The sequence below is a fragment of the Pseudomonas sp. GW821-FHT10B02 genome, assembly GCF_059415665.1.
Genome location: NZ_JBWKNR010000003.1, coordinates 317,039 through 335,822 on the forward strand (window position 1 = coordinate 317,039; position 18,784 = coordinate 335,822).

An 18,784-nucleotide genomic window follows, 5' to 3' on the forward strand; every position below is an offset into this window, starting at 1 on the left:
CTGGCACAGCGCTTTGACGGGGCTTTTTTACAATAAGGGCTTTTTTCACAACTTCAACCCATTGGCTACATGAAGTTTTGCCACAGACACCCGGATAAGGCGTGCGTCGGGGGATCTGCTAAGATGCCGCTACTGTAACTTCAGGTGTCCTTTCATGGCTTTTCGCCCCTTGCCAGCCCGCGCGCCCGCTGTACTGTTGCGCGAAGCCCGGCCGCTCAAAGCCCTGTTCAGCCAGGCCCAGCGCCTGGCACAACTGCAAAAACTGCTCGACAGCCAGCTGCAGCCTGCTGCGCGTGAACATTGCCATATCGCCTCCTGGCGCGAAGGTACCCTGCTGCTGATCGTCACCGACGGCCACTGGGCGACCCGCCTGCGCTACCAGCAAAAGCGCCTGCAGCGCCAGTTGCAGACCCTGGAAGCCTTCGCCAGCCTGACCCGGATCCTCTTCAAGGTGCAGCCACCCACCACCCAGAGCCGGGCCGCCCCGCATACCGCCGATCTGTCCACGCGTGCCGCCGAGAGCATTCAGGCGACCGCCGACGGTATCAGCGATCCGAAACTGCGCGCGGCGCTGGAACGCCTGGCCAGCCATGCGCGGGACAAGGATGAGCAACCTGGGTAGGAGCGGGCTTGCCCCGCGATGCGATGTGACTGACCGATTGCTATCGCGGGGCAAGCCCGCTCCCACAACCACGCATAAAAAAGGCCACCCGAAGGTGGCCTTAATCACTAGAGAGAGTGTTCGAACTTACACTGCCGCAACCGGACGCATGTAAGAGATCGGTGCCGTACTGGCATCTTCGAAAGTCACCACTTCCCAGGCATCTGTTTCCTCGATCAGCTTGCGCAGCAGCTGGTTGTTCAGCGCGTGTCCGGACTTGTAGCCCTTGAACTCGCCGATCAGGCTGTTGCCCAGCAGGTAGAGGTCGCCGATGGCGTCGAGAATCTTGTGCTTGACGAATTCGTCTTCGTAACGAAGGCCGTCTTCATTGAGCACGCCGTCCTTGTCGACCACGATGGCGTTTTCCACGCTGCCGCCGAGCGCGAGGTTGTGCTTGCGCAGGTACTCGATATCGCTCATGAACCCGAAGGTCCGGGCGCGGCTGACTTCCTTCACGAACGAGGTGCTGGAAAAGTCCACGCTGGCACTTTGGGTCCGGTTACGGAACACCGGGTGATCGAAATCGATCTCGAAACTCACCTTGAATCCGTCGAACGGCAGGAAAGTGGCGCGCTTGTCGCCGTCTTCCACTGTCACTTCGCGCAGGATGCGGATGAATTTCTTGGCTGCGTCCTGTTCTTCCAGGCCGGCAGATTGAATCAGGAATACGAAGGGTCCTGCGCTACCGTCCATGATCGGCACTTCGGACGCGGAGAGCTCGACGTAGGCGTTATCGATGCCCAGGCCAGCCATGGCCGAGAGCAAGTGCTCAACCGTGTCTACCTTGGTATCGCCATTGACCAGTGTCGTCGACATGGTGGTCTCGCCGACATTTGCCGCGCGGGCGGGAATTTCCACCACGGGGTCGAGGTCGGCACGGCGAAATACGATGCCGGTATCCACAGGTGCAGGTTTGAGGGTCAGGTAAACCTTTTCCCCGGAGTGCAGGCCGACACCTGTGGCACGGATAATATTCTTCAGGGTGCGTTGTTTAATCATGGCATTGGCCGCTTCAGCGCAAATTGCGAACTGGTATCAACAAAGGCTGAGGATAATACCAGACCCGGCCTTTGCTGAACACCAATCACCCTTATACCCCTGATAAATTTCATCAATCGGCCTGACGACGCAGGAAAGCTGGGATGTCCAGATAGTCCAGATCGTCTTGCGGATTGAGCTTGGCAGCAGCGGCTGCACCGGCATGCGCCTGATTGCGCATTACGGTCGGACGCTCCAGATCACGGTAGTTCACCGACGACTGTTCGTTGCGCACAGGGGCCGGAGCCGGCGTCTGCTGCTGCATCGAAGCGCTCTGCAGGGTGTTGTCGATGACCTTGACCGGCTTCTCGATCTTCGCACCCAGGCCCGTGGCAACCACGGTCACGTGCAGCTCGTCACGCATGTCCGGATCGATAACGGTACCGACCTTGACCATGGCGTGATCGGAAGCGAAGGCTTCGATGATGCTACCAACGTCCGAGTACTCACCCAGCGACAGGTCAGGACCTGCGGTGATGTTGACCAGGATGCCGCGAGCGCCCTGCAGGTTGACGTCTTCGAGCAGCGGGTTGCGGATTGCTGCTTCAGTCGCTTCACGTGCACGGTTCGGACCGCTGGCGCAGCCAGTGCCCATCATCGCCATGCCCATTTCGCTCATCACCGTCCGTACGTCGGCAAAGTCGACGTTGATCATGCCCGGACGCTTGATGATGTCGGAGATACCGCGAACGGCACCGGCCAGAACGTCGTCAGCCTTGGCGAAGGCGGACAGCAGGCTGGCGTCTTTACCGAGGATGGTCAGCAGTTTTTCGTTCGGGATGGTAATCAGCGAGTCGACGCTGTCTGCCAGTGCACGGATGCCTTCATCGGCGATCTGCATGCGCTTGCGGCCTTCGAACGGGAACGGACGGGTCACCACCGCAACGGTGAGGATACCCAGTTCCTTGGCCACTTCGGCGATGATCGGCGCAGCACCGGTACCGGTACCGCCGCCCATGCCGGTGGTGATGAACACCATGTTGGTGCCCTGCAGTACTTCGGCGATGCGCTCACGGTCTTCCAGCGCGGCCTGACGGCCGACTTCCGGATTGGCACCGGCACCCAGTCCCTTGGTGACACCAGTACCCAGTTGCAGAATGGTCCGCGCGCCGATGTTTTTCAGCGCTTGAGCATCGGTGTTGGCGCAGATGAACTCAACGCCCTCGATGTTGCTCTTGACCATGTGATTGACGGCGTTGCCACCGCCGCCACCGACGCCGATCACTTTGATGACCGGGCTTTGCGGGACGTTGTCTACGAGCTCGAACATTTTCCCTCTCCTTACAGTTCTCTAGTTTTTGCGCCTACTACTACTGCTTTGAAACTTTTAAAAGTTGCCTTTGACCCAGCGTGTGAAACGCTCGAACGCCGGTGCTTTGGGTTCATCGCCATAGTTGTTGCTGCTGGTACCGGTGAGGCTGACGCCGTCGGACTGTTTTTGCAGACCGTAGGTCAGCAAGCCCACACCAGTGGAATAAATCGGGTTGCGCACGACGTCGCTCAGGCCCCGAACGCTATGCGGTACGCCCAGGCGTACCGGCATGTGGAAAATCTCTTCGGCCAGCTCTACCGCACCTTCCATCTTCGCGGTACCACCGGTCAGGACGATGCCTGCTGGCACCAGGTCCTCGTAGCCGCTGCGGCGCAGCTCGGCCTGGATCAGGGTGAACAGCTCGTCGTAACGCGGCTCGACCACTTCGGCCAGGGCCTGGCGCGACAGCTCGCGCGGCGGGCGGTCACCGACGCTCGGCACCTTGATGGTTTCACCGGCACCGGCCAGCTTGGCCAGGGCGCAGGCGTAACGGATCTTGATCTCTTCGGCGTACTGGGTCGGGGTGCGCAGGGCCATGGCGATGTCGTTGGTCACCTGATCGCCGGCAATCGGGATCACCGCGGTGTGACGAATCGCGCCTTCGGTGAAGATGGCGATGTCAGTGGTACCGCCACCGATGTCCACCAGGCACACGCCCAGCTCTTTCTCGTCATCGGTCAGCACCGAGTAAGCCGAGGCCAGTTGCTCGAGGATGATGTCGTCGATTTCCAGGCCACAGCGGCGCACGCACTTCTCGATGTTCTGTGCGGCATTGACGGCGCAGGTGACCACGTGAACCTTGGCTTCCAGACGCACGCCGGACATGCCCAGCGGCTCGCGCACGCCTTCCTGGTTGTCGATCACGTAGTCCTGCGGCAGGGTGTGCAGGACCCGCTGGTCGGCCGGAATGGCAACTGCCTGAGCGGCGTCGAGGACGCGCTCGAGGTCAGCCGCACTGACTTCACGGTCGCGGATCGCGACGATGCCGTGGGAGTTCAGGCTGCGGATGTGATTGCCGGCGACGCCAACGAACGCCGAGTGGATCCGGCAGCCGGCCATCAGCTGGGCTTCTTCCACCGCACGCTGGATCGACTGCACGGTCGATTCGATATTGACCACCACGCCCTTCTTCAGCCCGCGCGAAGGATGGGTGCCGATACCGACGATTTCCAGGGTACCGTCGGCCGCGACTTCGCCTACCAGCGCCACTACCTTGGAGGTGCCGATATCGAGCCCGACGATCATTTTGCCGCTATGCGCATTTGCCATGGTCCTGCCTCTCTCTAATTCTTCGCAACGGCGGGTTGGGCCGTCGTCGGTGCAATCGGTTCCCGCCAGCCAACGGCCAGGCCATTGGCATAACGCAGATCGATGCGGGCGATGTTCGTGATCTGTTCTTTGAGTGTCTTGTCGTAAATGGCAATGAAACGGCGCATTTTTTCCACCAGATGGTCGCGCCCCAGCAGCAGTTCAACACCTGGCCCGGCGCTGCCGGCGCCAGTGGTCAGGAACCAGCTGCCGCGCTCGCGCACTTCCAGCCGGGCAATCGAAAAGCCCATTGGCCGCAACATCTGGCTCAGTACCTGATATTGCTGCATCACTTGTTGCTGCGCCCGCTGCGGCCCGAACAGCTGCGGGAGGTGCTCGTAGTTGGCCAGTTCGCGCGGGGTGAAGGCCTGGCCCTGGTTATTGAGCAAGGCCTCCTCGCCCCAACGCGCCACCGGCAACTGTTCTTCCAGGCGGATCACCACTTCGTCCGGCCACACCCGGCGCACTTCGGCATGGGCGATCCAGGGCATCTGCTCAAGCTCGGCGCGCATGCTCGCCAGGTCAACGGTGAAGAAGCTGGCCGCCACATAAGGGGCGATCCGCTGCTGCACCGCTTGCTGGCTGATGTAGCTGAGGTCACCCTGCACGGCGATCTTGGTGATCGGCCGGTCAGCGTATGGCATCAGCCGTTGCGCACCTTCATAGGCAGCGAAACCTGCGGCGACCAGCAGCACCGGCCAAAGCAGGCGCTTGAAGACGCTGAAATTGGCCTTGGGCAGGCGCGCCGACAGTGGCTCCTTGGCCACCATCCGGCTGGCACCACGCGGCACCGGCTTGTTGCGGCCGGTGGCGGGTTGCTGATGACGTAACATCGCGCCTTGCATGGGCTTAACCTCGCGCCTCGACGCTGGCCGCCAGGATTGCCAGCACCAATTGCTGGAAGTCCAGACCGGCCGCGCGTGCCGCCATAGGGACCAGGCTGTGATCCGTCATGCCTGGTGCGGTGTTGACTTCGAGCAGCCAGAAACGCCCCTGCTCGTCCTGCATGACGTCCAGCCGTCCCCAGCCAGCGATGCCGATGGCGTCGCAGGCACGGGCGGTCAGGTCGATCAGTTCCTGTTCCTTCTCCGCACTCAAGCCACACGGGATCCGGTACTGGGTATCGGAAGCCAGGTACTTGGCGTCGTAGTCGTAGAAAGTGTGCGGCGTGCCCAGCGCGATCGGTGGCAATACCTGGCCACGCAGGGTCGCGACGGTGAACTCCGGACCGTGAATCCATTGTTCGACCAACACTTGCGAATCGTAGGTAGCGGCGTCTTTCCAGGCGGCGATCAATTCGTCGACACCGTTCACTTTCGCCATACCGATACTGGAACCTTCATGGGCCGGTTTGACGATCAAAGGGAAGCCCAGTTCCGCACCTGCAGAAATACAGTCGGCTTCGCTGGTCAGCACGGCATGACGCGGGGTTGGAATACCCAGGCTGTGCCAGACCTGTTTGGTCCGCAGCTTGTCCATGGCCAGCGCCGAAGCGAGGATGCCACTGCCGGTGTAAGGGATGCCCAGACACTCCAGCAGGCCCTGCATGCTGCCGTCTTCACCGCCACGGCCGTGGAGGATGATGAAGGCGCGGTCGATCTTCTCGCTTTGCAGGCGATCGAGCAGGTCATCGCCCACATCGATGGCGACCACGTCGACACCGGCGCTGGTCAGCGCTTCGATGACTGCGGCCCCGGACTTCAGCGAAACTTCGCGTTCGGCACTCTTGCCGCCGTAAAGCACGGCAACGCGGCCGAAGTCTTTCGCAGCAATGGTCGAGTACAATGTGGCGTATGCGTTATCAGTCATTTCGACTTCCCCTGACTGGCAACAGCACCAGCGAACAACGGACTCTTGAGTAATTGCGGGGCCAGGCCACCGATATCACCGGCACCCTGGCACAGCAGGATGTCGCCGGCGCGCAGCAACGGCTTGACCAGCGGCGCCAGTTCGATGCCGCGCTCGATGTAGATCGGATCAAGCTGGCCGCGCTGACGGATGCTGTGGCACAGCTGACGGCTGTCGGCACCAGGAATCGGCTCTTCGCCGGCCGGGTAGACCTCCATCAGCAGCAGGACGTTGGCATCAGCCAGGACCTGGACGAAATCGTCGTACAGGTCACGGGTGCGGCTGTAACGGTGCGGCTGGTAGACCATCACCAGACGGCGCTCCGGCCAGCCACCGCGCACGGCTTTGATGACCGCGGCCACTTCGGTCGGGTGGTGACCGTAGTCGTCGACCAGCATGACGCTGCCACCGTCTACCGGCAGCTCGCCGTAGACCTGGAAGCGTCGCCCTACCCCCTGGAACCCCGACAGGCCCTGAACGATGGCTTCATCGCTGATGCCTTCGTCGGTAGCGATGGCGATGGTTGCCAGGGCGTTGAGCACATTGTGGTTGCCCGGCATGTTGACCGACACGTCCAGCGGCTCGCGGTCGCGGCGCAGCACGGTGAAGTGGGTCTGCATGCCCGACTGGCGAACATTGATCGCGCGCACGTCGGCTTCTTCGCTGAAGCCGTAGGTGACCGCCGGGCGCTTGACCTGTGGCAGGATCTCGCGCACCACCGGGTCATCCAGGCACATCACGGCCAGGCCGTAGAACGGCAGGTTGTGCAGGAACTCGACGAAGGTTTTCTTCAGCTTGTTGAAGTCGCCTTCGTAGGTCGCCATGTGGTCGGCGTCGATGTTGGTGACCACGGCCACCAGCGGCTGCAGGTGCAGGAAGCTGGCGTCGCTTTCGTCGGCTTCGGCGATCAGGTAGCGGCTGGTGCCGAGCTGGGCATTGGTACCCGCTGCATTCAGACGGCCACCGATGACAAAAGTCGGATCCAGGCCACCCGCGGCAAACACCGAAGCCAGCAGGCTGGTGGTGGTGGTCTTGCCATGGGTACCGGCGACGGCGATGCCGTGGCGGTAGCGCATCAGCTCGGCGAGCATTTCGGCGCGCGGCACTACCGGAATACGCCGTTCAAGGGCGGTGGCGACTTCCGGGTTGGCCGGGTTGATGGCACTGGAAACCACCAGCACATCGGCGCTGGCGGCGTTCTCGGCACGGTGACCGATGAAGATTTGCGCCCCGAAGGATTCCAGGCGCTGAGTAACCGCCGAAGTCTTGAGGTCCGAGCCCGATACCTGGTAACCCAGGTTCAGCAGCACTTCGGCGATTCCGCACATGCCCACGCCGCCGATACCGACGAAGTGGATGCGGCGGATACGGCGCATTTCTGGCTGTGGCATGGCTTTCTTGCTTTCAACCATGGGCCACCTCCAGGCAGATATCGACCACGGTGCGGGTGGCCGCAGGTTTAGCCAGGCGCCGGGCAGTGGCGGCCATGGCGGAGAGTTTTTCCGGTTGCATCAGCACCTCGTTCAGGCGTTCAGCGAGTTGCGCTGCGCCAGTTGTCGCTTGTGGCATCAGGAAGGCAGCGCCTTCACGGGCCAGATAATGGGCGTTGTGAGTCTGGTGATCGTCGATGGCATGGGGCAACGGCACCAGCATCGATGGCAAGCCGGCCGCAGCCAGCTCACTGACGGTCAGCGCGCCTGCGCGGCAGACCACCAGATCGGCCCAGGCGTATGCCTTGGCCATGTCCTTGATAAAGGGCTCTACCTGAGCCTCGACTCCAGCCTCGCGATAGCGCTCGGCGGTAATCTGGTCGTGCTGTTTACCCGCCTGGTGGAACACCTCGGGACGAATGTCCGCGGGCACCTGGGCCAGGGCTTGGGGCAGCAATTTGTTCAACGGTTCGGCGCCCAGGCTTCCGCCCAGCACCAGCAAGCGTGGCCGACGCGCGCCCAGGGGCTCGCGCGGGGTGTCCAGGAACAGCTCACTGCGCACCGGATTGCCGGTGGTGCGCAACTTGTCGGAAGCCGTGAAGGTCCCGGGGAAAGCTTCGCAGACTCGGCCGGCCAACGGCACCAGCAGCCGATTGGCGGTACCGGCGCGGGCATTCTGCTCGTGGACCACTACAGGTACACCACAAAGCCGCGCGGCAACGCCGCCCGGGCCGGTCACGTAACCACCGAAACCGATCACGCAGACTGGCTTGAGCTGGCGAATGATGCGCCGCGCCTGCAGTACCGCCTTGACCAGGGTAAATGGCGCCTTGAGCAGCGACAGCTTGCCCTTGCCGCGCAGGCCGCTGACTTGAATCAGGTGCAACTGCAAACCCGCCTGAGGCACCAGTTCGTTCTCGATGCCACGCGGAGTGCCCAGCCAGTGCACGGTGTAACCACGCGCCTGGAACTCATGGGCACAGGCCAGCGCCGGGAACACGTGGCCCCCGGTACCGCCTGCCATGATCAGTACATTCTTGCCGTCAGCGGCCATGATTCGGCTCCTCGGCAAAATCGCTTTCATTGAATTCGTGTTCTTCGCTACCCAGATGGGTGCGACTTTCCCACTCGATCCGCAGCAGCAGCCCGACACAGGCGCAGCAGATCACCAGCGAGCTACCGCCATAGCTGAGGAACGGCAAGGTCAGACCCTTGGTTGGCAGCAGACCGACGTTCACGCCGATGTTGATCAGGAACTGACCAATCCACAGGAACGCCAGGCCAAAGGCCACATAGGCGGCAAAGAACTGCTTGGCTTTCTCGGCCCACAAACCGATGTACAAGGCGCGTACGGTGACAAATACGAACAGCGCCACGGTAAGCAGCGAACCGACTACACCCAACTCTTCGGCCAGTACCGAAAACACGAAGTCGGTGTGCGCCTCGGGCAGGTAAAACTGCTTTTGCACGCTGTTGCCAAGGCCGACACCCAGCCACTCGCCGCGCCCGAAGGCGATCAGTGCCTGGGTCAGCTGGTAGCCGGAGCCGAACTGGTCGGACCAGGGGTCGGTAAAGGTAACAAGCCGCGCCATCCGGTAGGGCTGGGCCTGGACCAGGACGAACACTGCGCCCACCGCCAGCAGCACCATCAGGCTGAAACGAAACAACCCCACCCCGCCGAGGAAAAGCATCGCCGCCGCCGCGCCCATCATGACCACGGTGGCACCGAAGTCAGGCTCCATCAGCAATAGGCCGGCCATAGGCAACAGCACGATGAACGGCTTGAAGAAACCCATCCAGCTTTCGCGTACTTCCTTCTGGCGACGCACCAGGTAGCCGGCCAGGTAAATGACCACGAAGACCTTGGCGATTTCCGAAGGCTGGACGTTGAAGAAGCTGAAACCGATCCAGCGCATCGAACCGTTCACTTCGCGGCCGATGCCTGGCACCAGTACCAGTACCAGCAAGCCAAAGGCGCCGACCAGCATGGTGAAGCCCATTTTCTGCCAGGTGGCAATCGGCACCATCATGGTGACGATGCAGGCGAACACACCAATGGCCACGTACACCAGGTGACGGAACATGTGGTACAGCGGATTGCCCGACTGCGCCGCAGCCACTTCCGAGGACGCCGAGGTGATCATCACCAGGCCGAGACCGAGCAACGCCAGGCAACCGGCGAGCATGGCGAAATCGAGGTCGATGCCGCGACCGCTGATCAGCGGCGACGGATAGGGCTTGATGATGCCGAAGATCATGCCAGCCCTCCTACGGCCTGGGCGAACAGGCGCCCACGCTCTTCAAAATTCTTGAACATGTCGAGGCTGGCGCAGGCCGGCGACAGCAGCACGGCATCGCCAGGCTGGGCCAGCTCGGCACATTGCTGCACAGCTTCTTCGAGGGTTTTCACCCGGACCAGCGGTACGCTGTCACCCAGCGCTTCGACCAGGCGTTCGGCATCGCGTCCCAGCAGCACGACAGCGCGGCAGTGCGCCGCTACCGGAGCACGCAGAGCGCTGAAATCCGCACCTTTGCCATCGCCGCCAGCAACCAGTACCAGCTTGCCGTCGATATCGGCGCCCAGGCCTTCGATGGCGGCCAGAGCGGCACCGACGTTGGTGGCCTTGGAGTCGTCGTACCAGTTCACGCCGTCGCGTTCACGAAGCCACTGGCAACGGTGCGCCAGACCGGCGAAGGTGCGCAGGCTGGACAGCATGGCGTCCATCGGCAAGCCGACTGCATGCCCCAGGGCCAATGCCGCCAGGGCGTTGGACTGGTTGTGCGAGCCACGGATTTTCAGCTCGCGCACCGGCATCAGGTTCTGGAACTCGAACGCCAGGTACTTTTCGCCATTCTCTTCGCGCAAGCCAAAGGCCTTGAAGTCAGGCGTGTTCAGGCCGAAGGTCCACACCGGCTGGTTCTCGGCCAGCAACGGGCGACTCAGGGCGTCCTGACGATTGACCACCACTTGCCGCGCGCCACGGAAGATCCGGTGCTTGGCCAGGTGATAGGCCGGCAGGCCGCTGTAGCGGTCCATATGGTCTTCGCTGACGTTGAGCACGGTGGCGACTTCAGCGTTGAGCTGGTCGGTGGTTTCCAGCTGGAAACTCGACAGCTCCATCACATACAGCTCAACGTCATCACTGAGCAGGTCCAGCGCCGGGGTACCGAGGTTGCCGCCGACAGCCACGCGCTTACCGGCCGCTGCCGCCATTTCGCCGACCAGCGTGGTCACCGTGCTTTTCGCGTTGGAACCACTGATGGCGATGATCGGCGCCTTGGCGTTACGGGCAAACAGCTCGATATCACCGGACAGCTTCACGCCACGGGCTGCGGCTTGTTGCAGCGCAGGCGTGGCCAGGGCCAGGCCAGGGCTGACATACAGCTCGTCGGCGCGACAGAGAAACTCTACATCCAGCTCGCCACAGCGCACTTCCACCTGCGGGTAATCGCGGCGCAGGGTTTCCAGTTCCGGTGGTTGTTCACGGGTGTCGGCGACCGCAAAGGCAACGCCCCGGTTCGCCAGGAAGCGAACCAGGGACATGCCGCTCTTGCCGAGGCCGACAACGATGCGGAAGTGGTCAGAAGCGATCAGTGACACGCGTTTCTACCTCAGTTTCAGGGTGGCAAGGCCGATCAGCACCAGAATCACGGTGATAATCCAGAAACGGACGATCACCCGCGGCTCGGGCCAACCCTTGAGTTCAAAGTGGTGGTGGATCGGGGCCATGCGGAACACACGCTTGCCGGTCAGCTTGAACGAAGCCACCTGGATCACCACCGACAGGGTCTCCATGACGAACACGCCGCCCATGATGAACAGGACGATTTCCTGACGCACGATGACCGCGATGGTGCCCAGCGCCGCACCCAGTGCCAAGGCACCGACGTCGCCCATGAACACCTGGGCCGGATAGGTGTTGAACCAGAGGAAGCCCAGACCGGCACCGATCAGTGCGCCGCAGAATACGATCAGCTCACCGGCGCCCGGCACGTAAGGAATCAGCAGGTATTCGGCGAATTTCACGTTGCCCGACAGGTAGCAGAAGATACCCAGGGCGCCGCCGACCATGACCGTTGGCATGATTGCCAGGCCATCGAGGCCGTCGGTCAGGTTCACCGCGTTGCTCGAACCGACGATGACGAAGTAGGTCAGCACCACGAAACCGATACCCAGCGGGATGGTGACATCCTTGAGCATCGGCACGATCAGCGTGGTCTCGACGCTGCTCGGAGCAGTCATATACAGGAAGATCGCCGCGCCCAGGCCGAACACCGACTGCCAGAAATACTTCCAGCGGCTTGGCAGGCCACGCGAGTTCTTCTCGATCACCTTGCGGTAGTCATCGACCCAGCCGATGGCGCCGAACAGCAAGGTAACGATCAACACTACCCAGACATAACGGTTGCTCAGGTCGGCCCACAGCAAGGTGCTGATGCCGATAGCCGAAAGAATCAGGGCGCCGCCCATGGTCGGGGTGCCGGATTTGGACAGGTGCGATTGCGGGCCGTCGTTACGAACCGCTTGACCGATCTGGCGAATCTGCAGGGTACGAATCATCCAGGGGCCCAACCACAGGGCCAGCGACAACGCGGTCAGTACACCCAGAATCCCGCGCAGGGACAGGTACTGAAAGACCGCGAAGCCTTTGTAGAACTGTTGCAGATACTCAGCCAGCAGCAGCAGCATTAATGTTTCTCCCCGCTGGAACCGCACAAAGCCGCCACGACGTTTTCCATCGCAGCGCTGCGCGAACCCTTGATCAAAATAGTGGTGTTGGTGGCCTGCTCGCCGCGAACGGCGTCGATCAGGTCAGCTTGATTAGCGAAATGTCGGGCATTGGCGCCAAACGCTGCCACTGCGTGAGCCATGTTCGACCCCACCGCATACAGCGCCGATACTTTATCTTTGGCGTAGTCGCCTACCTGCCGATGCCCTTCCTCAGCCCACTGGCCCAATTCGCCGATATCCCCGAGCACCAGGACGGTGCGTCCGGAAAAGCCGGCGAGTATATCAACGGCAGCGCACATGGAGGTGGGGTTTGCATTGTAAGTGTCGTCAATCACCCGCACACCGTTCGGCGCCATCTGTACGACAGTGCGGCCCTTGACCGGTTGCACGGTATTCAAGCCCTGGACGATTCCGTCCAGCGTCAGACCAAAGGCATGTGCGGCGGCAGCGGCGGCCAGCGCGTTGCTGACGTTATGGGTACCGAGCAGATTGAGCTGGACCCGCGCCACACCCAATGGACTGTGCAGGTCGAAAGACGGGCAACCACGCTCATCCTGGGCGAGATCAGCGGCATGGAAATCTGCGCCAGCGTTGTTCAACGCGAAGGTCAGCACCTGGCGATTACCGGCGCGCTGTTTCCAGATGCCGAAGGCCTTGTCATCAAGGTTCAATACTGCCACGCCATCCTGACCCAAACCTTCGAGGATCTCGCCCTTGGCTTCGACAATCTTCTCCGGGCCGCCGAACTCGCCGACATGCGCAGTGCCGGCATTGTTGATCAACGCCACTTGTGGCTTGGTCAGAGCAACGGTGTAGGCAATCTCGCCAATGCGCGAGGCACCCAGCTCGATGACTGCCGCGGTGTGTTCCGGGGCAATTTCGAGCAGCGTCAGCGGGGCGCCGAGGTCGTTGTTCAGGTTGCCACGCGTGGCCAGGACCGGACCGCGGGTGCGCAGGATGCTGGCGAGCATTTCCTTGACCGTGGTCTTGCCGCTGGAGCCGGTGATGGCAGCGACAGGCTTGTCGAACGCGGCACGGTTCAGCGCACCCAACTGGCCCAAAGCCTGGCGGCAATCGGCAACCAGCAACTGCGGGAGGCTGGTGCCTGGCACTTCTCGTTCGACCAGGGCAGCAACAGCGCCCTTGGCCTGTACTTCATTGAGGTAATCGTGACCGTCAAAACGCGGCCCGGCCAAGGCGACAAACAGTTGCCCGGCAACGATTGCGCGACTGTCGATGCTGACGCCACTGAAGCTGGCATCAGCACCCAACAGGCGGCCTTGCAGCGGCGCGGTCAACTGGCTGAGGGTCAATGGTTTAAGCATGAGGGGCCTCCCAGACTGCAAGCGCTTTCTCGGCTTCAACCAGGTCGGAAAAGTCGTGACGCTGACCGTTGATTTCCTGATAGTCCTCGTGGCCTTTGCCAGCAAGGACGATGACATCATCAACACCGGCGCTGGCAATCAACTGGGCAATGGCAGTACCACGCCCGGCGACGAACTCGACCGCATCAACCTTGACGAAACCTGGACGGATATCAGCAAAGATCTGCTGCGGGTCTTCGCTACGTGGGTTGTCGTCGGTGACCAGCACGCGGTCGGCAAGACGCTCGGCCACTTCGGCCATCAACGGACGCTTGCCGCGATCACGATCGCCACCGCAGCCGAACAGGCACAACAACTGGCCTTTGGCGTGCGGACGCAAGGCCTGGAGCACCTGCTCCAGCGCATCGGGGGTGTGGGCGTAATCGACCACCACCAGCGGCTTACTGCCGCCACCCAGGCGCTGCATGCGGCCGATCGGGCCTTCCAGCGCCGGGGTCACGGCGAGAATTTCATCCAGCGCATAGTCCAGCGCCATCAGGGTACCGACCGCCGCCAGCATGTTGCTCAGGTTGAAGCGGCCAAGCAGGCGGCTGCGCAGGGAATGCTCTCCCTGGGCCGTGACGATCACCGCGCGCACGCCGTCGTCGTCAAAATGCGCTTCGCGGCAGTACAACGAAGCGGCAGGATCCTTGAGGCTGTAGCTGATCAGGCGCGACTCGCCCTTCTCGGCCGCCAGGCGGCGACCAAAGTCATCATCGAGGTTGACCACCCGGCAACGCAGGTTCGGCCAGGCGAACAGACGCGCCTTGGCGTCTTCGTAGGCCTGCATGCTGCCGTGGTAGTCCAGGTGATCGCGCGACAGGTTGGTCATTACCGCGATGTCGAACGCCAGCGCCGCAACCCGGCCCTGATCCAGAGCATGGGAAGAAACCTCCATGGCCACGGCCTTGGCCCCACCCTTCTTCAGGTCGTTTAGGGTCGCTTGCACGGCTATCGGATCCGGCGTGGTCAGACGACCGCTTTGCAACTCGCCATAGAAGCCAGTGCCCAGGGTGCCAATCAGGCCGCAGCGCTGGCCTAGCTTGTCCAAAGCCTGGGCCACTAACTGAGTGACACTGGTCTTGCCGTTGGTGCCAGTGACACCAACCAGATTCAGCTGACGGCTCGGCTCGCCATAAAAGCGCCCGGCAATATCCGACAACTGAGCAATCAGGCCCTTGACCGGAATAAGCGGTACTTCGGTGATCGGTAGCACCGTGGCGCCTTGTGCTTCATAGGCAACCGCAGCCGCGCCGCGCTTGAGTGCATCGGCAATGTGATCGCGACCATCGACCAACGCACCAGGCACCGCCAGGAACAGGTCACCCGGACGGATGTTACGGCTGTCCAGAGTCAGCTCGCGGATCAACGGATCGCGGCTGGCCTGGGCGAAAAGCTTACTCAATGGCATTGTCATCAACCGCGCCCTCCTTTGGCGGTCGCAGCATCAACCTGCTGCTGTGGAACCGGCGGCGGAAGGTTATCCGGCGGAATGTTCATCAGGCGCAACGTGCCGGACATGACCTTGCTGAACACCGGCGCCGAGACCAGACCACCGAAGTAGCCGCCTTTGCTCGGCTCGTCGATGACCACCACCACGGCATAACGCGGGTCGCTCATCGGGCCGAATCCGGCAAACAGCGAGCGGTAGGAATTTTCGGTGTAACCCTTGGAGCCGATCGTGGCTTTACGCGCCGTACCACTCTTGCCACCGACGTGATAGAACGGCACCTGGGCACGGAACACGCCGCGCGGCGCTTCGATAACCTGCTGGACCATGCCCTGAATGGTCTTGGCGACTTCTACCGGCACCACCTGGGTGGACTCTGGCGTTTTGTCGACTTTAAGAATGCTCAACGGCACCATCTTGCCGTCGTTGGCCAGCGCAGCATAGGCATGTACCAACTGCAGCGCGGTCACCGACAGGCCGTAGCCGTAGGACAGGGTCGCAGTTTCTGCCTTGCGCCACTCACGGTGGTTCGGCAGGTTACCGACCCGCTCACCCGGGAAGCCCAGGCCGGTGTACTGGCCCAGACCGAGCTGGGACATCACCCGGTAAATGGATTCACCGCCGATATCGAAGGCGATCTTGCTCATGCCGACGTTACTGGAGTTGATCAGAATGCCGGTCAGGTCGAGGATCGGGCCTTCGCTCTTGGACACGTCACGAATGGTGTAACGCCCCAGTTGCAAGGTGCCCGGATAAACCTCGACCTTGTCGGTCGGCTTCCAGCGCCCGCTCTGCAGCGCAGCACTCATCGACAGCGGCTTGACCGTGGAACCGGGCTCAAACACGTCGATGATCGCGCGGTTGCGCATGGCGGCCGGGAACATGCTGCGGCGGTTGTTGGGGTTGTAGGTGGGCTGGTTGACCATGGCCAGCACTTCACCAGTTTTCACATCGAGAATCACCAGGCTGCCGGCCTTGGCTTCCTGCTCGGCAATCGCGTTGCGCAGCTCACGGGTCGCCAGATATTGCAGGCGCAAGTCGATGGACAACGCCAAGGTCTTTCCGGCCTTGGCGTTTTTGGTTACCTGGATGTCTTTGATCAGCCGGCCACGCCGGTCCTTGATGACCTGGCGCTTGCCGGGCACGCCGGCCAGCCACTCATCGTAGGCCAGCTCCACCCCTTCTCGACCGTGGTCATCGAGGTCGGTAAAGCCGACCATGTGCGCGGCGACATCGCCGGCCGGGTAGAAACGACGAAATTCCTCGATGCCGTAGACACCAGGAACCTTCAGATCAAGTACCACCTGCCCCTGCTCCGGGGTCAGGCCGCGGACCAGATAAATGAATTCTTTGTTGGCCTGTTGTTCCAGGCGCTGGGTCAGTTGCTGTGGATTCTGCTTGAGCGCAGCGGCCAGTGCCGGCCAGCGCTCCTTGTAAGCCTGCATTTCCTTGGGGTTGGCCCACAGGGTGGTGACCGGAGTACTGACTGCCAGCGGTTCACCGTTGCGGTCGGTGATGAGCCCGCGGTGTGCAGGAATCGGGATATGGCGCAAGCTGCGGGCATCGCCCTGACCTTTAAGGAAGTCACGGTCAACCACCTGCAGGTCGATGATGCGCCAGGCAATCGCACCGACCATGATGGCCAGCAAGGCGATGACCACGCGAAACCGCCACGGGTAGAGTGCGCCTTCGAGTTTCATCATGGCGCCACCATCCGTACTTCGTCGGCGGCCGGAATGCGCATTTTCAGTTGTTCGCTGGCCAGGTTCTCGATACGGCTGTGCGCGGTCCAGGTGCTTTGCTCAAGGATCAACCGGCCCCACTCGGCCTGGGCCTTGTCGCGCTCGCTGAGTTCGCCGTAAAGGGTGTTGAGCAACTGACGGTTCCAGTGCGCGCTGTACGACACCGCCACCGAAGAAACGAGCACGGCAATGAACAGCAGAAGCATCAGGAAGCTTCCGCCTGGCAAAGGCTTGGCGAACAAGCGGCTCACCGCAGTTTCTCGGCAACGCGCATAACGGCACTGCGCGAACGTGGGTTGGCCTTGAGCTCGGCTTCGGAGGCGAATTGCGCCTTGCCGATCAGCTTGATCTTCGGCTCGAAATGCTTGTGCTGCACAGGCAGGTTGCGTGGCAGGTTGTCGGCTTCGCCCTTGACCAGCTTGCGCATGAAAAGTTTGACGATGCGGTCTTCCAGGGAATGGAAGCTGATCACCACCAGACGACCGCCGACTTCCAGGGCCTCGAGCGCGGCTTCCAGACCGGCCTCCAGGTCACCCAGTTCGTTGTTGACGTGAATGCGCAGCCCCTGGAAGGCACGGGTTGCCGGGTTCTTGCCCTTTTCCCAGGCAGGGTTGGCAACCTTGAGCACTTCAGCCAGGTCGGCAGTGCGCTCAAAAGGCTGAATTTCGCGGCGCGCCACAACAGCATTGGCCATGCGCTTGGCAAAACGCTCTTCGCCATATTCCTTGAACACCCGGGCGATCTCTTCGGCCGGGGCGGTGGCGATAAACTCGGCAGCGCTGATCCCGCGCGACGGGTCCATGCGCATATCCAGCGGGCCGTCGTTGAGAAAGCTGAAACCGCGCTCCGGGTCATCGAGCTGTGGCGAAGAAACGCCCAGGTCCATCAAAATACCGCTGACTTTACCGGCCAGGCCGCGTTGCGCGACTTCATCGCCCAGCTCGGCAAAACTACGCTGCACAATGACAAAGCGGCCGTCTTCGGCCGCCAGCGCTTGCCCGGTGGCAATCGCTTGAGGATCTTTGTCAAAACCCAGCAACCGTCCTTGCGGCCCGAGCTTGCTGAGTATCAAGCGGCTGTGCCCGCCGCGCCCGAAAGTGCCATCCAGATAGCAGCCATCGGCGCGTACGGCGAGAGCCTCGACGGCTTCGTCAAGCAGTACGGTGATGTGGTTAAAGCCGCTATCTATAGTCACAGGATCAAATCACGCAGTTCATCAGGCATGGCGCCCGGTTGTTGGATAGCTGCAAGGTCGGCTGCCGAAACTGCGTTCCAGGCGTCCTCGTCCCACAGCTGAAATTTGTTCAGTTGCCCCACCAGCATCGCCTTCTTGTCGAGCTTGGCGTATTCGCGCAAACGCGGAGGCACCAGGAAACGACCACTGCCATCAAGCTCCAGATCCACCGCATTGCCGATCAGCAAACGCTGCAGGCGACGGTTCTCTTCACGCAATGACGGCAAGGCGCGTAACTTGGCTTCAATCAGTTCCCACTCATCGAGCGGGTATACACACAAGCAGGGATCTACTGCATCGATAGTCACGATCAACTGCCCGGAACTACGCGAATCGAGCTCGTCACGGTACCGGCTCGGCATTGCGAGACGGCCCTTTGCGTCGAGGTTGATAGCGTTGGCTCCGCGGAACACGGCTGCGATTCCCCACTTGTTAGCTTTTTTGTGATCAGAAAACCCACTTCATGCCACTTTCTGCCACTTGCGCACACTATAGGAATCCGCCTACCACACCGTCAAGGCACGCTTATAAGGAAATCCCTTACAGATCGGAGATTTAGCGCATGGAAGGAAGATGAAAGGACAAATCGGAGAGGTTTTTGACAGAAAAAATCAAACTCATTCAGGCAAATAGAGCCCAAAGTTAAAGTGATTTATTAAGAGTAA

The 18,784-nt window shown here is 61.5% G+C and carries 17 protein-coding genes; 1 reads left to right on the top strand and 16 read right to left on the bottom strand.

The genetic code is table 11. The annotated features are described in order from the left end of the window. The first annotated feature begins 154 nt into the window (after positions 1–154). Positions 155–622 (top strand): DUF721 domain-containing protein, encoded by a 468-nt coding sequence (locus AC07OF_RS07110; RefSeq protein WP_157191240.1) that lies wholly within the window; start codon positions 155–157, stop codon positions 620–622. 126 nt (positions 623–748) lie between these two features. Here the strand turns inward: AC07OF_RS07110 and lpxC are convergent, their stop codons facing one another. The 16 genes from lpxC to mraZ form a co-directional block, all read right to left on the bottom strand. Beyond that, positions 749–1,660, bottom strand: coding sequence for a UDP-3-O-acyl-N-acetylglucosamine deacetylase (gene lpxC, locus AC07OF_RS07115; protein WP_028943297.1), 912 nt, complete (start codon positions 1,658–1,660; stop codon positions 749–751). Between the two features lie 112 nt (positions 1,661–1,772). After that, positions 1,773–2,969 (bottom strand): cell division protein FtsZ, encoded by a 1,197-nt coding sequence (ftsZ, locus tag AC07OF_RS07120; protein WP_038607246.1) that lies wholly within the window; start codon positions 2,967–2,969, stop codon positions 1,773–1,775. Between the two features lie 57 nt (positions 2,970–3,026). Next, complete coding sequence (gene ftsA / locus AC07OF_RS07125; RefSeq protein WP_038607245.1) at positions 3,027–4,280, bottom strand: cell division protein FtsA; 1,254 nt, start codon at positions 4,278–4,280, stop codon at positions 3,027–3,029. A gap of 14 nt (positions 4,281–4,294) precedes the next feature. After that, positions 4,295–5,164, bottom strand: coding sequence for a cell division protein FtsQ/DivIB (locus AC07OF_RS07130; protein ID WP_038607243.1), 870 nt, complete (start codon positions 5,162–5,164; stop codon positions 4,295–4,297). Between the two features lie 4 nt (positions 5,165–5,168). After that, entirely contained in the window at positions 5,169–6,128 is a 960-nt protein-coding gene (locus tag AC07OF_RS07135; RefSeq protein WP_495072695.1) for a D-alanine--D-alanine ligase, read from the bottom strand. After that, positions 6,125–7,579 (bottom strand): UDP-N-acetylmuramate--L-alanine ligase, encoded by a 1,455-nt coding sequence (gene murC / locus AC07OF_RS07140; protein ID WP_038607236.1) that lies wholly within the window; start codon positions 7,577–7,579, stop codon positions 6,125–6,127. Before murC ends, AC07OF_RS07135 begins: the two co-directional genes overlap by 4 nt. After that, positions 7,572–8,651, bottom strand: coding sequence for an undecaprenyldiphospho-muramoylpentapeptide beta-N-acetylglucosaminyltransferase (gene murG, locus AC07OF_RS07145; RefSeq protein ID WP_495072696.1), 1,080 nt, complete (start codon positions 8,649–8,651; stop codon positions 7,572–7,574). The genes murC and murG overlap by 8 nt, the downstream gene beginning before the upstream one ends. Continuing rightward, entirely contained in the window at positions 8,641–9,855 is a 1,215-nt protein-coding gene (gene ftsW, locus AC07OF_RS07150) for a putative lipid II flippase FtsW (RefSeq protein WP_038607232.1), read from the bottom strand. Before ftsW ends, murG begins: the two co-directional genes overlap by 11 nt. Then, positions 9,852–11,198 carry a UDP-N-acetylmuramoyl-L-alanine--D-glutamate ligase gene (gene murD / locus AC07OF_RS07155; RefSeq protein ID WP_495072697.1) on the bottom strand — a complete coding sequence of 449 codons (1,347 nt, stop codon included), beginning with the start codon at positions 11,196–11,198 and terminating at the stop codon, positions 9,852–9,854. The genes ftsW and murD overlap by 4 nt, the downstream gene beginning before the upstream one ends. 6 nt (positions 11,199–11,204) lie before the next feature. Beyond that, a complete protein-coding gene (gene mraY / locus AC07OF_RS07160) occupies positions 11,205–12,287 on the bottom strand; it encodes a phospho-N-acetylmuramoyl-pentapeptide-transferase (RefSeq protein WP_157191235.1) in 1,083 nt (360 codons plus the stop codon). Then, positions 12,287–13,654: a UDP-N-acetylmuramoyl-tripeptide--D-alanyl-D-alanine ligase gene (locus AC07OF_RS07165; protein ID WP_157191234.1), complete on the bottom strand. Its 1,368-nt coding sequence runs from the start codon at positions 13,652–13,654 to the stop codon at positions 12,287–12,289. The genes mraY and AC07OF_RS07165 overlap by 1 nt, the downstream gene beginning before the upstream one ends. Further along, the gene (locus tag AC07OF_RS07170) at positions 13,647–15,110 is read right to left on the bottom strand and encodes a UDP-N-acetylmuramoyl-L-alanyl-D-glutamate--2,6-diaminopimelate ligase (RefSeq protein ID WP_157191233.1); all 1,464 of its coding nucleotides are present in this window, start codon (positions 15,108–15,110) and stop codon (positions 13,647–13,649) included. Before AC07OF_RS07170 ends, AC07OF_RS07165 begins: the two co-directional genes overlap by 8 nt. Beyond that, positions 15,110–16,843: a peptidoglycan D,D-transpeptidase FtsI family protein gene (locus AC07OF_RS07175; protein WP_198325423.1), complete on the bottom strand. Its 1,734-nt coding sequence runs from the start codon at positions 16,841–16,843 to the stop codon at positions 15,110–15,112. The genes AC07OF_RS07170 and AC07OF_RS07175 overlap by 1 nt, the downstream gene beginning before the upstream one ends. Then, positions 16,843–17,136, bottom strand: coding sequence for a cell division protein FtsL (gene ftsL, locus AC07OF_RS07180; protein WP_028943284.1), 294 nt, complete (start codon positions 17,134–17,136; stop codon positions 16,843–16,845). The genes AC07OF_RS07175 and ftsL overlap by 1 nt, the downstream gene beginning before the upstream one ends. Next, positions 17,133–18,080 (bottom strand): 16S rRNA (cytosine(1402)-N(4))-methyltransferase RsmH, encoded by a 948-nt coding sequence (rsmH, locus tag AC07OF_RS07185; RefSeq protein WP_038607217.1) that lies wholly within the window; start codon positions 18,078–18,080, stop codon positions 17,133–17,135. The genes ftsL and rsmH overlap by 4 nt, the downstream gene beginning before the upstream one ends. After that, positions 18,077–18,532, bottom strand: coding sequence for a division/cell wall cluster transcriptional repressor MraZ (mraZ, locus tag AC07OF_RS07190; RefSeq protein ID WP_010220775.1), 456 nt, complete (start codon positions 18,530–18,532; stop codon positions 18,077–18,079). The genes rsmH and mraZ overlap by 4 nt, the downstream gene beginning before the upstream one ends. Positions 18,533–18,784: the final 252 nt, after the last annotated feature.